The organism is Pseudomonas sp. B21-010 (assembly GCF_024749325.1).
GTDB lineage: Bacteria > Pseudomonadota > Gammaproteobacteria > Pseudomonadales > Pseudomonadaceae > Aquipseudomonas > Aquipseudomonas kilonensis.
The window spans coordinates 2,628,643-2,643,653 of the sequence record NZ_CP087198.1 but is presented as its reverse complement, the minus strand read 5'-3'; the positions used below and the strand labels follow the sequence as shown (position 1 = coordinate 2,643,653).

Below are 15,011 nucleotides of genomic sequence, written 5' to 3'. Positions count from 1 at the left end.
GCGTCTCCTTGGCGCTAAACTGGTTTCAATTAAAAACCTGACTGGATTGTCGCTCGATCAGGTTTCAATTTGCAACCACAGACATCGACCGGACTTGCGATCCTTTTTCAGAAGGTCAATAAAATGGAAAACGCTTCACCGCAAAACAGCGAATGCCCGGTAGCCAGGACACTGAATGTGATTGGCGATCGCTGGTCGCTCATGATCATTCGTGACGCATTCGACAACATTCGCCGCTTCAGCGAATTTCAGAAGAGCCTGGGCGTGGCCAAGAACATTCTGGCTTCGCGACTCAAGGCGTTGGTCGAGGTCGGGGTGTTCGACGTTCGACCCGCGTCCGATGGAAGCGCCTACAAGGAGTACGTCCTGACGGACAAAGGCCGGGAAATCTTCCCGGTCGTGGTCAGCCTGCGACAGTGGGGCGAACGCTTCCTGTTCGAGCCGGGAGAAACGCGTTCCGTGCTGTTGGACAACACGTCCGGGCAGGCCCTCATGCCGATGGATGTTCGCTCGGCAAGTGGCGAAAAACTTGGACCGTTCGACTGCCACAAATTGAGACTTGTTGCCGGCGAAGCGTAAAGCGACAGCAGGATCGCCTCATGCCTGAACGATTCTGACGTCATCGCCTCGCGGCCCTTTGACTGAATCAGGTCAAGTTCTCCAGCAACTCCAGGGCCTGGTCGAAATCGAAGCGCTCGGCGTGCTGAACGACCCGACGCAACTGTTCGGCCACCCTGGGATCTGATGCCAGTCCCGGTAACTGGTACAGGACTGTCAGCACTTGCGTGTCACTCTCGGCCAATAGATCCCTGACTTGGGCCAACCGCACCTGTAACTCGGCGTCAGAATGCGACATCTGCACCGACTCTGTGGATCGTTGCGGCTGCGTTAGCCCCGCCAGCCCTTCCAGCACCTGGTTCAGGCAATGCTCCACCGCCAACAACCGGTCAGCCACGACCTCCTCCTGGGCACCGGTCAGGCAAGCCTGCTCCAAGTCGGCGGCAGCGCTCGCGACGTCCCTGGCGCCGATGTTGCCCGCAGTGCCGCGCAAGGTATGGGCCAGGCGTGTCGACGCTGAACGATCATCATCGCCACGGGCGGCCAGGAACTCGGTGCTGAAGGCACGGTGACCGGAGCTGAACTTGCGCAGCAGGCGCAGATAGAGGTCTACCTTGCCCATGCAAGTGGCCAGGCCGGCTCTCTGGTCGATACCCGGAAGTTCAGCGGGCAGGTGCTCGCCAGCCGGTATGGGCAGCGCTGAAATCTCCTGCGCCTGGGCGTTACGACCGGGCGCAGGATGTATCCATTTGGCCAATGTGACGAACATGCTCTCGACATTCAGCGGTTTGGAGATATGGTCGTTCATGCCGCAGGCCAAAGCCCGCTCGCGGTCTCCCGCCATGGCGTCGGCCGTCATGGCGATCACCGGCAACCCAGCCCAACGCGACTGCTCGCGAATCTTGCGGGTTGCGGTATAGCCATCCATGACCGGCATCTGACAGTCCATCAGTACGCCGTCGAAATCATCATCGCGCGCCAACAGGTCGAGTGCCTCTTCGCCATTAACGGCCACACACAGCTCGATGCCAGCGCTCTCCAGCAGCTCGCAGGCCAGCTCGCGGTTCAGCTCATTATCCTCGACAAGCAGCAGCCGGGCGCCATGCAGCCTGGCCACGGCACTGGCACTCTGTCCAGATCGTTCGCCGGCCCGGGTATCGGCGTGGGGGGGCTTGCCGAGCACCGTGCCGATAGCCTCAAGCAGTGTGGACGGCGTCACCGGTTTGGTCAGCACCACCGGCAACTGGATACCGTGCCGGCTGGCCACCTCACGTGCCTCTTCGCGCCCGAACGCGGTGACCATGATGACTGATGGGGTTTGCGCCAGATTGGCAGCGTGCATCTGCCGCACCGTCTCCACACCGTCCATGCCAGGCATGCGCCAGTCCATCAACACCAGGTCATAGGACAGTGTCTTGCGTTCCGCCTCCACCAGCATCCCCAACGCCTCGCGCCCACTCTGCGCCACGTCCACCTCCACACCAAAGCTGCGCGCCATGCTGGAGAGAATCTCGCGCGCGCTGGCGTTGTCGTCGACCACCAGCACGCGAATGCCGAGTAGCTCATCGGCAGTAAACATTCGCCGCGGCTGAGCGTCGCGCTGCACGCCGAGGCTCACCTCGAAATGGAAGATAGAGCCCTGACCGAGTTCGCTCTCCACCCAGATACGTCCACCCATCAGTTCCACCAAGTGCTTGGAGATGGCCAGGCCCAGACCGGTGCCACCGTACTTGCGAGTGGTGGAGCTATCGGCCTGGCTAAAGGGTTGGAACAGCCGACTGCATTGCTCGGGGCTCATGCCGATGCCGCTGTCGCGCACCCAGAAATGCAACTGTGCCTGCTCCTCGCCGCCACCCAGTCGCTCCACGCCAACCACGACCTCGCCCTGCTCCGTGAACTTTGCTGCATTGTTGCCCAGGTTGATCAGCACCTGGCCCAGGCGCAACGGATCGCCGATCAACGCCGTCGGCAGTCCCGCCGGGCTGCTGAACAGCAGTTCCAGGCCTTTGTCCTCGACCTTCAGGCCAATCATGCTGACGAAGCCGTCGAGCACGTCTTCCAAGTGGAAAGGAATGTACTCGAGGTGCATCCTGCCGGCCTCGATCTTGGAGAAATCCAGGATGTCGTTGATGATCCCCAGCAGGTTTTCCGCAGAGCGGTGTACCTTCTCGATGTAATTGCGCTGCCGATGGTCCAGCTCGGTGCGCAGGGCCAGGTGGCTCATGCCAATGATGGCGTTCATCGGGGTGCGGATCTCGTGGCTCATGGTGGCCAGGAAGTCGCTCTTGGCCCGGGTCGCTTCCTCGGCGATCTCCCGCGCCAGGTGCACCTCGGCCTCGGCGGCCTTGCGATCGGTAATATCGAAGTACCAGTTGGCGCGAATGACTCGCTCGCGCTGCTCCAGCGTCACCGCCGAAACCAGCACATCGAAGCGCTCCCCCTCACTGCGCTGGAAAGTAGCCTCGAAGTTAATCACCGCGCCCTGCTCCGCCGCCTCGATGAAGCGCTGGTGTGCCTGCTGATCCACCCAGAAGTGCCTCGGATCGATCCCTTCGAGTTGAACAATATCGACGCCGAACAGGTGTTCAAACTGCGGGTTGCAGTAGGTTGGACGGCCTTCGATGTCCCTGATCAGCATGGCCACCGGGCTGCTGTCGAGCACCGCGCGCAGTTGCGCTTCGCTGACTTTGAGCGCTGCCTGCAATTGGCGACGCTCGCTGACGTCGCGCACCGAGGCGCACACGCATACCCCACGGCCTTCCAGGCTCGGCAGGCGCGACAGGCCGATCTCCACCGAAAACAGACTGCCGTCCTTGCGCACCCCCTGCAGGTCGTCCAGGCCGGCACCCATCTGCCGAGTATCACCATGGGCTATGAAGCCATTGCGCAGCTCGACGTGGCGACCGCGACTCGCGACCGGCACCAGACGCTCGATAGCCTCGCCCACCAACTCGCCGGCGCTGTAGCCGAACAACCGATCCAATTGCTGGTTGGTCCGCAGGATGCGTCCGTCAGCGCCCACCACCAGCATGCCGTCCGGTGCCGCCTCGATGATCCCGCGATACCAGGCCTCGGTGGCACGCAGTGCCGATTGCTGGGCTTCGAGCTCCTGAGCCTGACGCTCCAACAGCAGCGTTTGCCCGGCCATTTCATCGGCTTGACGACGGGTCTCCTCCAGCAATGCCTGGACGGCCTGGTTACGCTCCAGGATCGCCATCGCCGCAGCCAAGCGAGGGGTGGCTTCCTGGAGCAGCAATGACTGGTCATCATCCAAGGCTTCTAATCCGGCAAGTTCAAGCACGCCCAGCAGCCGCTCGCCACGCAGGATCGGTTGCAGCAGCAGGCAAGTGGCCGGAATCTCGCCAAGCTGCGAGTGCAGGCGCCAATATTGCTCCGGCAGCGCCGGCATCTGGCGGGCTTGGCGATCGACCGCACACTGGCCCAACAGGCCATCGCCGAACATGACTTGCGCCTGCGGTGGTCGCTCGGAATCGGTGGCATAGCCGCCCATCAGCACCAGTCTGGTGGCGTCCGGGTGGGCGCTATAGAGAACGCCCTGGCAAATGCCGAGCAGGTTCGCCATATGCTGCAGGAACACCTTCGCCAGTTCGCCGGGCGCCCCTGCCTGCTGCAGATCGATCTGCAACTGGGCGATTTGCGCCTTGACCGACCGCTGGCGCTCCAATTGTTGAGATTCGATCTGCAATTTAGCGATGGCCCGGGCCAGGTCACCGGTCTCGTTATTCAAGTCAGTGTGCGGAATCGGTTGGTCGAGCTTTCCCGCAGCCAACTGGTCCACGGCGGCTCGCACTCGATTGATCGGGTTGCGGATCGACTGGCTGACCAGCCAGCAAAGCAGTAGCGCCAGCGATAATCCGCCGAGCAGCAGGATGTAGGTCAGCGTTGTACTACGCTCGGCAAAGTCGGCAATGTCCTTGGAGGTGTCGCGTATCGAGGCTTCCTTGATCTGAGCGACTGCGTACAACAGGGCGTCCGCCTGCTGGTCGAGCTGCTGGAACTCACTGCTGTTGAGCAGCAGTAATGCCTGGCCCTGGCGACCCTGATCAATCAACTGAAAGGCCTGTTCGCTATCACGCTGCAGCTGTTGCAGCAGCACATCAAGCTCGGCGAGACGTGCGAGATTTTCCGGCCGCCTGAGGGTCGGTTTGGCTTGGGCGAGCGCCTGCTGTAGACGGCTTTGAATGTCACGTAACTGTTTCAGTGATTCAATGCGGATATCCGCGCTGTTCGTACCCACGGCACGCTGTAACGTCTGGACCAGATGCGGCAACTGCACCCGCGCCTCGTGCAGGTGCTCCATGCCCACCAGTTCCTGACGATAGAGATTCTGCATGTCCCGTTTCAGCGACTCCTGGGTACGCAAACTCTGCACACCGAGTACCAGCACCAGAAGCAGGAGCGTGGCAAAGCCGAGGATCAGCTTGTGGCGAAGCGGGAGACGCTCGAGCAACGTGCGTAATCTGAACATGACATGCCCCAATGACCACGATAAGAAATTAGAAAGACGGCTCGCAGTCGTTCGCTCAAGGTTTCTGGGCGATACGCTCCAGGGCGGCCGCCTGCTTGGCCATGTCCTGATCGCTGTCGGCGAAACGCTCGGCAATGGCCTGGAACTGTTCGACATGAGCCAGGAAGGCATCACAAATGTCTGGATCGAAATGCGAGCCTCGCCCCTGACGGATGATCGCGACAGCCTCCTCGTGGGGCATTCCTTGTTTGTACACCCGTCGACTGATCAGGGCGTCATAGACATCCGCTACCGCCATCAACCGGGCGCTGATGGGAATGTCGTCACCCGCCAACGCCTGTGGGTATCCACTGCCGTCCCATTTCTCCTGGTGGCTGTAGGCGATCTCCTTGGCCAGGCTGAGGAAGTCCACCGCAACACCCAGTTGGTCTTCGGCACGCTGGATGGCATCGCGCCCCAGCGTGGTATGGGTCTTCATGATCTCGAACTCCTCTGGGGTGAAGCGCCCCGGCTTGAGGAGGATATGATCAGGAATGCCGATCTTGCCGATGTCGTGCAACGGCGCCGACTTGAACAACAGGCGGATCGTTTCGTCGTTGAGGAAATGCCTGAAACGAGGATGGTCGCGCAGCCGCTCGGCCAGGACCTTCACGTAGTGCTGGGTCCGCCGGATATGGTTGCCGGTCTCGTTATCGCGAGTCTCTGCCAGTGAGGCCATGGCCTGGATGGTCACGTCCTGGATGGCCATGACCTCACGGGTACGCCGCTGCACCTCTTTCTCCAGGTAATCGTTCTGGTCGCGCAGGAAGTCTGCCGCCGCCTTGAGCTTGAGCTGGGTATCCACTCGCGCCAGAACCAACGGTGGACTGATCGGCTTGGTGATGTAGTCGACCGCTCCCAGCTCCAAGCCATGAATTTCATCCTCGATCGCCGCCAGGGCGGTGAGGAAGATGATCGGAATGTGGCAGGTGCGCGGATTGTGCTTGAGCTGGTCCGCCACCTCGTGACCGGACAACCCAGGCATCATTACATCAAGCAGGATCAGGTCCGGTAGCGTGTCGCCCTGCAGCACTCGCAGGGCTTTCTCACCGCTGTTCGCAGCCTTGACCCGATAGCGATCCTTGAGCAGATCCGTCATCAACAGCAAATTATCAGGCGTGTCGTCGACCACCAGAATGGTGGCCTGGGGATAGTGGCTCTGTTCGGCACTCATGGCTAGCGGCTCCCTTGCCAGAGATGTTGGCATCCCTAGGGGGACTTTTTTTGTCCCCTCAATGGAGGTGAGCTTAGCGGTACTTCCGCGAAGCTGCCGCCCCCTTCACCGGCTCAACGCGCACCTCCCTGCCTTTTGCAAAGAACGTCTATCCCTTCAGTACCAACGACATGTCCGGGTACCTGGCGCACATGAAATCGACAAATGCGCGCACCTTCGGCGCAGCAAGACGCCTGGACGTGTGCAAGACCCAGAGTTCGGCCTCTTTCCCCGATACCGTGCCCCACTGGAGCAACTCGCCACTGGCCAACTGGTTCCATGCGATGGACTGTGGAATCAGGGCAGCCCCTCCACCGGCGATGGCTGCATCGCGGACCATCAAGAACGAAGAGAAGCGCAGCCTGGGGATCGGTTCCAGAATCAGGTGACCGCCATCGAGTGTCCAATGGGTGGGCTCGAAACTGGACATCACAATACCGGGAACTGACCGAATGGCGCCGGGTGCAGGCCGAGGTAATCCTGGCGCGGCCACCACCACCAGGCGGTCCTTGGCGAAGCAGCGGCCGACCAAGCTGCTGTCCGGGCTGGGGTTGATCCGGATGGCGACATCAAATTGCTCCTCGACGAGGTCGACCACGCGATCCTCCGAAATGACCTCGATCGTGACGTCAGGATAAGCCGCACAAAACGCTGCGCCGATGCCGCCCATCGCAAGCTGCGAGAACAGGACCGGGGCAGCGACACGCAAGCGTCCGCGAGGCGTCGATACGCCCTCCTTCGCCGCCGCCATGGCTTCGGCCACCTCGGCCAACGGCCCTTCGGCCCTGCTCAGTAGCAGCTCTCCAGCCTCGGTGAGTTTCAGACCTCGCGCACTGCGCTCGATCAGCCTGACGCCCAATTGCTCCTCAAGGTCGGCAATGCGGCGCGACAAGGTTGCCTTGGATATTCCGCTCGCACGGCTTGCCTTGCCCAACCCCTCGTTCGTTGCGACGAGGGTGAAATCGATCAGCGCGTTCAGGTTCATGCTGTTCCACTTTTGAAACGGAGTGTCTACATCCTGGCGTCTTCGTTTTGTTTCTGCAACGGAATATCGTTTGAACATCGCAACGGGCCGACAAGGCCGTAGCGGACTTTTCCGGCTACCCACCCTTTTGCAGGAGATTCAACATGAGCATTCTCGTTACCGGCGCCACGGGCACCATCGGTTCACTCATCATCCAGCGCCTCGCCGACGCAGGCGCCGACGTCAAGGCCCTCGTGCGCCAGCCTGGCAAGGGAACATTCCCGGCGGGCGTCACCGAAGTCGTTGCAGACCTCACCGATGTCCCATCGCTGCGCGAGGCGCTGGTGTCGGTGCGTACGCTGTTCCTGCTCAACGCCGTGACGCCCGACGAGGTGACACAAGCCCTCATCACCTTGAACCTCGCTCGCGAGGCCGGCATCGAGCGCATCGTCTATCTGTCGGTGATTCACGCTGACAAGTTCACCCACGTTCCGCACTTCACCGGCAAGCACACGGTCGAGCGCATGATCGAAAGCCTCGACATCCCGGCGACCATCCTGCGCCCGGCGTACTTCATGCAAAACGAACTGATGGTCCAGCAGACAATTCAGAACTACTCGGTGTACCCGATGCCGATCGGCTCGGCGGGCGTCTCGATGATCGATGCGCGCGACATCGCCGATATCGCCGCTGCCGAGTTGCTGCGACGCGACAGGGCACCTTCGGCCCTGGACCGTGTAACGCTGGAGCTGGTCGGCCCACAAGCACTGACCGGTGCCGCCGCGGCGAAGATCTGGAGTTCCGCCCTGGGTCGCGAGATCGCCTACGGCGGTGACGATGTGGCCGCCTTCGAAGCGCAATTGGCCACGTACGGTCCCGCCTGGCTGGCTTATGACATGCGCCTGATGATGTCCGGTATCCAGACGTTTGGCATGCAGGCCGCTGAAGGAACCGTGGAACGGCTGCAGGCGATCCTGGGGCGTCCGTTGCGCACCTACGAAGACTTCGTTCGCGAGGCCATCGCCGGGGTTTGAACCGCTGGGGCAGTACAGGCACCTCGTCCAGCGCCAGGTCGGTCAGCGCAAGACCGACCTGGCGCGTAACGACGAAGGCTTGCCCCAGCAACGGCTACTCGCTAAACCAGCTGGCGAACCCCCAGAGACAAAATCAAACCACCACACAGTCGATCAATTGCTTTTTTCCTACCTTGATAGGCGCAAGCAATCCTCGGCTGTGAAAGCGCAATTGCGACCATTCCATACCAAGCCATTGAAACCACCACGACAACTGCCAGCATCGACAAAAACGTGCCTGGCGAGACGTAGGCGGGAGCCGCGGCTGAAAAAACAGCGGCATAGAAAGCCATGGACTTGGGGTTGCCAATGTTGGTGACCAACCCCTGAATAAAGGACTGGCGGCAACTACCGGCGACGGCATCATTCAGCGGGCCAGGCGCACTTCTCCCCGCGTTGATCAGCAGTCGGAATCCGAACCACATCAGGTAGGCTGCACCCAGAACCTTTACAACCAGCGCAGCCCAAGGGAGCGTAGCAAATACGATCCCGAGACCTGCAATCGCACAGGTGGACCAGAACAGGTTGACCAGCACGATTCCCGCCACCAAGGCCAACGCTTCAGAGCGCGTAGCAGCCACCGCCTTATGGACCACCGCGACGAAATTCGGTCCAGGAATCACGACACCAGCCAGGTAGACCAAAAAAACTGTCAAGACAGCAGAACCGTCGATCATGTGCGTCCCTCGCGAGATCTGTAGGCGGTGATCGTCACCAAAACAAGAGTTTTACACAACACCTCCAGATTCGGGGCTTTTTACACACTCGGGAGATTGAAAGCGTTGGAGCCCTAAGCCTGTCGCACCGGGAAGTAGCGACTGGGTACTTCCCCCAGCAGCTGTTTGAAAACCGTTGTGAACGCACTTGAACTGCTATAACCCAACGCCATGGCGACCTGTGTGACCGGCTGACCTTTCCCCAGACGAACGATCGCTTCGAGCAGGCAGGCTTGCTGTCGCCATTGGAGATAACTGATTCCGGTGTGCAATCGAAAATGGCGGGTAAACGTCCGGCGACTCATCCCCGCACGGCGGGCCATTTCGTCGATACCAACCTCCAGCGAAGGCTGGGTCAGAAACTCGCGACAGACCATCGCAAGGCGTGGTTCTGTCGGCAATGGTGCATTGAGCGAAAGCGCGGGCATGCTGGCGATCTCATGGAGCAGCAGCCCCATCAAATGCCCATCACGTCCCTGGATGGCATATCGCGCGGGGACATCGATTGCTTGGACCAGCAATTGCCGCAACAACGGCGACACGTCCAATACCTGACACTGCCCCGGCAACCCCAGCCGCTGGGCCGCTTGTTTGCGGATATAGGTATTGTGCAGGGTAACGGGGCCACGCATCTGCATGGAGTGGGCGAGTTGTGCCGGAACCCAGATACCGCGTTGGGGCGGAACAACCCAGTTGCCGACATCGGTAAACACGGTGATGACCCCGCTTGCGGCATAAGCGAACTGACCACGTGGATGGTGATGCATTGGGAACAGCGTTGCGTCTGCGTAGCCACGTTCGGTCACGACAGCATCGCGCGGAGTGTTCTGGTAGGTATGTAGGGTGGCTTCTCGCATGGCCTGATTCTAATGAATATTGGCCTGTGACTGAAAGCAGGCCAGCTCGATTGCTTGCATATTCTTCACGCACGAACACTTCCGTTCTGCGCAGGGGAAAGACTGACAATGCAAAAGAAGCATCTTCTACTCGCCATTCTGGTGACGGCCGTCTGGGGTTTGAATTTCCCCGTGACAAAACTCGGACTAGCCGGCATTGATCCGCTGCTGTTGACTGCATCGCGTTTCGCGCTGGCCGCCTTGCCTTGGGTATTTTTCGTAGAGCGTCCACGCGTTGCCTTCCGATGGCTGGCCGCCTACGGGCTGATCTTTGGCGTGGCCATGTGGGCACTGATCAACCAGGGAATTGCCATGGGGGTGCCACCCGGTACAGCGTCGCTGCTGATCCAGTGCAGTGCATTCTTCACTCTGGGCTGGGGTGTACTTTTCTTTGGCGAACGCCTGGGGCAACCTCAACGGATTGGCAGCCTGCTGGCAGCCATAGGGTTGGGAGGGATCGTACTGTGCAGCCCTGGCGACTCGTCGAAGGCCGGTTTCGCACTCGTCATTGGCAGCGCAATGGCGTGGAGCATCGGCAACGTGATCATCAAAGTATCGAAGGTGCGTGAGGTCTTCGCTTTCGTGGTGTGGGCCAGCTTGTTTGCACCCATCCCGCTCTTGCTGTTGACGTGGCTGTTGCATGGCTCAGCGCCCTTCAACGCACTCCCTTCGCAGCTCAATGCAACGACGTTGCTTTCGCTCGCGTTCCAGGTCTACGCCGCGACGCATTTCAGTTACTGGGGATGGAACCTGCTGTTGCGTGAATACCCACTGTCACGCGTAGCGCCGTTGTCACTGCTGATCCCGGTGTTTGGCATCTTCAGTTCAATGGCGATCCTCGGCCAATACCCAAGCCCCTCTGATTGGGGGCTGATCTTGCTGATTCTACTGGCAATTGCCTTGAGCTCAGGACAATTACAGGTGCTGCGTTGCGCCATCGCACGTGTTGATTGGACGAGGATGAAACGGCAGAAAGCAGGCGATTAATGCGGCCGGCCGCCTTGGGTTTTGGATTCAAGCCGTCGAGGCAATTCCACTATTCCTCGGCAGGCCTCATATGAAAAATCGTATAAGGCAAGATCAGCGTATCGGCGACGATGCTGAAAGGAAGGTCGACGACTGCAAACGGTGCCAGCGCGCGTGAATACACGTCGTTGTCATTCGTCGAGGCCTTGATGATCTCGATATCGGTCGCCGCACCGCAGTAAGGATGGAGGCCGCAGAGCTGTCCCATGCCAAAGGTTTCGTTGGCCGTGGCGCATCCGCCCAGCAGCGCCATCGTAAAAGCCATTACTACGATCCGCATGACGCGCCCCTCCCCCAGGAAAGGCCGGACTGTAGCATTAAAGCCGCCTCAGCGGCTCAGTGCTCAAGGCTAGCGCGGCTGCACCGATAGAAACGTTGTGGCGGCTGTATTCAGACAACCCCAGGTTCTCCTGTAGGATGCACATCCTCTCAATCAGTCGCGAATGTGATCAATGGAACTGCACTCAATTCTCGCCTTTACCCTGGTCGCGGCCGTCGCCATCGCCAGTCCTGGACCTGCCACCTTGATGGCGATCAATAACAGCCTGGCCTACGGGCCGCGTTACGCGGTGTGGTCGTCGGTGGGCAACGCCAGCGGGCTGTTCTGCTTGTCGGCCGCCGCCATGCTCGGGCTGGGCGCGTTGCTCGCCAGCTCCGAATGGCTGTTCAACGCCGTGAAGGTCCTCGGGGCGGGTTATCTGTTCTACCTGGGCGCCAGGCAGCTGTTCAAAAAAAGCCCGATCCTCGCGCAGGATGTACAAACCGATGGCAAAACCAGCAAGCCATCGCGTTCAAAGCTGTACAAGTCGGCCTTCCTGACAGCCATCACCAACCCCAAGGCGACGATGTTCTTCACCGCCCTGTTCCCGCAGTTCATCGACCAGAGCGCCGCACTGCTGCCGCAATTCCTGATTCTTACGTCGATATTCGCCGGCTTGTCGCTGGTTTCCTTGAGCCTGTATGCCGCCATTGCGGCCCAGGCCAAAGGCGTGCTGAAACGGCCCGAATTTTCCGTGTGGATCAGCAGGCTCGTCGGCTCGACGTTCATCGGCTTCGGTGCCGCCATTCTGGCGATGCGTCGGCCGGCCGTTTAGGGCATCTTTCGATCCGAACCTACCCGATACCGAGGTCACGGCGCTTGAAAAGCGCCGACCTCACACCCTCCCCATCCGCTCTACCTCGCCCCCACTTATTGGCAACAGTGAATCCTGCCTGCGCACGCCAGATATTTAACTTGACGCCAGAGATTACGATCATCATATTTATAAAAATATTATGAACGTCATGTGCAAGCCTACGTCACTGCGCCGAGATCGCGAACCACTGTCTTGGCGCTTGGCATCAACGTCTTTGCCCGCCAACCAAACACAGGAGAGGCTGTATGGAAGCCAGAACTTCATTGGCGATTACCGCTACGCAACCGCACGCCTCCACACAACCATTGACCGGCAAAGTCGTGGCGCTGCTTGCAGGCCTGGCGGCGATCAGCATGCTGTCTACCAACATCATTCTCCCGGCGTTTGCGGATATCGGCGAAGACCTGGGCGTGACCGCTCGCGAGCTCGGCCTGACGCTGTCCAGCTTCTTCATCACATTCGCCTTGGGCCAGTTGGTGGTCGGGCCACTGGCCGACCGCTACGGGCGCCAGAAACTGGTGCTCGGTGGCCTCTCGGTGTTCGTGGTCGGCACCGTCATCGCCGGCCTTGCCACCACCCTTGATGCGCTGATCGCCGGACGCATCGTCCAGGCGTTGGGCGTGTGCGCAGCCTCGGTGCTGTCGCGTGCCATCGCAAGGGATCTGTTTGAAGGCGAGACCCTCGCCCGCGCCTTGTCGCTGACGATGATCGCCACTGCCGCAGCGCCGGGTTTTTCGCCGCTGGCCGGCAGCGTCCTGTCCGTCACGCTCGGCTGGCGTGCCATCTTCATCCTGGTGGGACTGGCCGCCGTGATACTGGCCTTTTTCTACGTGCGCGACCTCGGAGAAACCCATCCCGCCGATCGCCGGGCGCCGCACTCGGCCAAGAGTGTGGTGCTCGCCTATGGCAGATTGGCGCTGGACAGGCGCTTCATCCTCCCTGCCCTTTCAATGAGCCTGCTGATGAGCGGCCTGTTCGCCTCCTTTGCGGCGGCGCCCGCCATCCTGATGCAAGGTATCGGCCTGACCTCGTTGCAGACCGGCCTGTATTTCGCCGCGACGGTATTCGTCGTGTTCGCCGCCGGCATGGCGGCTCCGCGCCTGGCGCATCGTCATGGCGCCCGAATCGCCACACTCGTGGGCATTGCCTGCGCCATGGCCGGCGGCGGCCTGCTGCTCGTCGGTCCAGCCGCGCCTGGTCTTGGGTGGTATGCCCTCTCGATGATCACGTTCCTGTGGGGCATGGGCCTGGCCAATCCGCTGGGCACGGCAATCACCATGGGGCCTTTCGGCAAGGAAGCCGGGATGGCCTCCGCACTGCTGGGCTTTCTCTCCATGGGTGCGGCTGCGCTGACCACCTGGCTGGCTTCGGTCTTGAGCTTCGCGCCAGTCACGACGCTGGGTGGGATTCAGACGACGGCCTGCCTGGTGGCGCTGGTGCTGTTTCTGTTGCGGGGTCGTCTTTGAGGGCGCTTTCCCGGCCAAGCCAAAAGCTCGCCTTCAGGCTCCGATCAATACACGGGCCAGGTTTCAACAATCTTCCCGCCGCGCACGGCCAGCAAATCACCAAATTGCAGCAGCACGGACTCCGTCTGGGTCGGCCGTAAAAACACCTGGTCCTCCACGTTCAACCCTACGGACGGGGAGCCGTTGACCATTTCCTGATTGGAGCTGCGACCATAGAGCTCATTGCTTTGCAGGCCCTTGGGTGACTCGAGCTCGGCCATCCAGTTACCGCCGTAGAGGAAAAATGTCGCGCGCTGATTAGGGTCCCACCAGGAGAACAATCGGGACTTGTCATCCAGGGCTGGGAAATTGACGGCGCCCGTGCTTTTTAGCACGGGCGTTGCGATAAAGGCCGCCGGCACATGCTCGGCCAGCGATGGCAGGTCGTAATGGGTCGGTTTGAGAAACGCCGTCCCCACCGAGACCTCGCTGCTCAAGCGTTCCTGCTCATGTATACCGTAGCTGGGGCTGCCGGCCGTATTGAGCGTGAGCCCTTCGTGCCAAAGCGCAGGGAAGTGTTTACGCAGGTAATTCACATGGCCGTTGTAAATGACCATCACCTTGTCGAACAACGCCTGGGACGAACCGAGGACCCTGGGCACGCCCATGCCGACAAACGGGTCATACCCCATGAAGCCTGAAAATTCGAGCTGCTGCGGATGGGCACCGATCAGCGTCAGCATCTCGCCGAGCACCGCGTGGTCAGCGACTCCGCCGCGGTGCAGGCCGACATCCAGCTCGATATTGATCCGCAACCGAGTGCCCAGGCCTTGCGCCAATGCCAGGTAATCCATCAGCCGCCGGGGGGTATCGAGCAGCCATTGCAGTTGCCTGGAAGGGTCGAAGGCGCCCTTGTGGGTTTGGTAAAACACCTCGGCCGAGCGTACCGGTAGAGGCTTGCCGAGCAAGATGTCAGCCTCGGGAAATGCCACTGCATCGTGGTTGAGGAACGGCTGATGAAACGACATCAGCCGCCGGGTATCGGTACGTTTGGCGATGTACGCCAGCAGTCCCGGTGATGGCAGGGACTTCTCCACCAGGCGCAAGTGTTTACCGGCGCGGGTGACGGATTGCTTGACCACATTGATATTGTGATCGAGCAGGTCCAGGTCAATCAGCATCACGGGCCGCATCGGCCCATGGCGCTTCAGCTCCTGGTTCAACGCGCGGAAGTACTCGTTGTATGGGCTGCCCCGATCGCTCGGACGCAACAGCGCCCCCGCCCCGACCATCAACGCACCCACTCCGGCGGTGCCGAGCATAAAGGTCCTACGATTCATCAAGACGCTCCCTCCGCGTGCGCAGTCAGATGCACGTTACGGCAGCGGTACCCGGCTGTTGAGGCTATGGGAGGTCAGAAAGGGGACTTTGGCGGCCAGGCTTTGATCCAATCCTG

At 60.6% G+C, this 15,011-nt stretch carries 12 protein-coding genes; 5 read left to right on the top strand and 7 right to left on the bottom strand.

What is annotated here, in order from left to right; translation table 11 throughout:
• Window positions 1–123 precede the first annotated feature (123 nt).
• Window positions 124–579: a helix-turn-helix domain-containing protein gene (locus LOY50_RS11760; RefSeq protein WP_214509265.1), complete on the top strand. Its 456-nt coding sequence runs from the start codon at window positions 124–126 to the stop codon at window positions 577–579.
• Window positions 580–646: 67 nt separating this feature from the next.
• On the opposite strand, the gene LOY50_RS11755 is transcribed toward LOY50_RS11760, so the two are convergent.
• The 3 genes from LOY50_RS11755 to LOY50_RS11745 all read right to left on the bottom strand — a co-directional run bounded on the left by LOY50_RS11755 (window position 647) and on the right by LOY50_RS11745 (window position 7,284).
• A complete protein-coding gene (locus tag LOY50_RS11755) occupies window positions 647–5,047 on the bottom strand; it encodes a response regulator (RefSeq protein WP_258690925.1) in 4,401 nt (1,466 codons plus the stop codon).
• Between the two features lie 55 nt (window positions 5,048–5,102).
• Window positions 5,103–6,260 (bottom strand): HD-GYP domain-containing protein, encoded by a 1,158-nt coding sequence (locus tag LOY50_RS11750; protein WP_253473714.1) that lies wholly within the window; start codon window positions 6,258–6,260, stop codon window positions 5,103–5,105.
• A 148-nt stretch (window positions 6,261–6,408) separates the two neighbouring features.
• Entirely contained in the window at window positions 6,409–7,284 is an 876-nt protein-coding gene (locus LOY50_RS11745) for a LysR family transcriptional regulator (RefSeq protein WP_253473712.1), read from the bottom strand.
• 143 nt (window positions 7,285–7,427) lie between these two features.
• Here LOY50_RS11745 and LOY50_RS11740 point away from each other — a divergent pair, with 143 nt between their 5' ends.
• The gene (locus tag LOY50_RS11740; RefSeq protein WP_253473710.1) at window positions 7,428–8,297 is read left to right on the top strand and encodes an NmrA family NAD(P)-binding protein; all 870 of its coding nucleotides are present in this window, start codon (window positions 7,428–7,430) and stop codon (window positions 8,295–8,297) included.
• 101 nt (window positions 8,298–8,398) lie between these two features.
• Here LOY50_RS11740 and LOY50_RS11735 read toward each other — a convergent pair whose 3' ends face one another.
• Together LOY50_RS11735 and LOY50_RS11730 are read right to left on the bottom strand one after the other, a co-directional pair.
• Window positions 8,399–9,013, bottom strand: a complete 615-nt coding sequence (locus tag LOY50_RS11735) for a LysE family translocator (RefSeq protein WP_253473708.1) — start codon at window positions 9,011–9,013, stop codon at window positions 8,399–8,401.
• Window positions 9,014–9,126: 113 nt separating this feature from the next.
• Entirely contained in the window at window positions 9,127–9,909 is a 783-nt protein-coding gene (locus LOY50_RS11730; protein WP_253473706.1) for a helix-turn-helix domain-containing protein, read from the bottom strand.
• A gap of 108 nt (window positions 9,910–10,017) precedes the next feature.
• Here LOY50_RS11730 and LOY50_RS11725 point away from each other — a divergent pair, with 108 nt between their 5' ends.
• Entirely contained in the window at window positions 10,018–10,935 is a 918-nt protein-coding gene (locus LOY50_RS11725) for an EamA family transporter (protein WP_258690924.1), read from the top strand.
• 49 nt (window positions 10,936–10,984) lie between these two features.
• Here LOY50_RS11725 and LOY50_RS11720 read toward each other — a convergent pair whose 3' ends face one another.
• On the bottom strand, window positions 10,985–11,254 hold the full coding sequence (locus LOY50_RS11720) for a YceK/YidQ family lipoprotein (RefSeq protein ID WP_253473702.1): 270 nt from the start codon (window positions 11,252–11,254) through the stop codon (window positions 10,985–10,987).
• A gap of 172 nt (window positions 11,255–11,426) precedes the next feature.
• On the opposite strand from LOY50_RS11720, the gene LOY50_RS11715 reads away from it, so the two are divergent.
• Together LOY50_RS11715 and LOY50_RS11710 are read left to right on the top strand one after the other, a co-directional pair.
• Complete coding sequence (locus tag LOY50_RS11715) at window positions 11,427–12,068, top strand: LysE family translocator (RefSeq protein ID WP_258690923.1); 642 nt, start codon at window positions 11,427–11,429, stop codon at window positions 12,066–12,068.
• A 287-nt stretch (window positions 12,069–12,355) separates the two neighbouring features.
• Window positions 12,356–13,576 (top strand): multidrug effflux MFS transporter, encoded by a 1,221-nt coding sequence (locus LOY50_RS11710; protein ID WP_258690922.1) that lies wholly within the window; start codon window positions 12,356–12,358, stop codon window positions 13,574–13,576.
• Between the two features lie 44 nt (window positions 13,577–13,620).
• Here LOY50_RS11710 and LOY50_RS11705 read toward each other — a convergent pair whose 3' ends face one another.
• Window positions 13,621–14,826 (bottom strand): DSD1 family PLP-dependent enzyme, encoded by a 1,206-nt coding sequence (locus LOY50_RS11705; protein ID WP_258691228.1) that lies wholly within the window; start codon window positions 14,824–14,826, stop codon window positions 13,621–13,623.
• Window positions 14,827–15,011 lie beyond the last annotated feature (185 nt).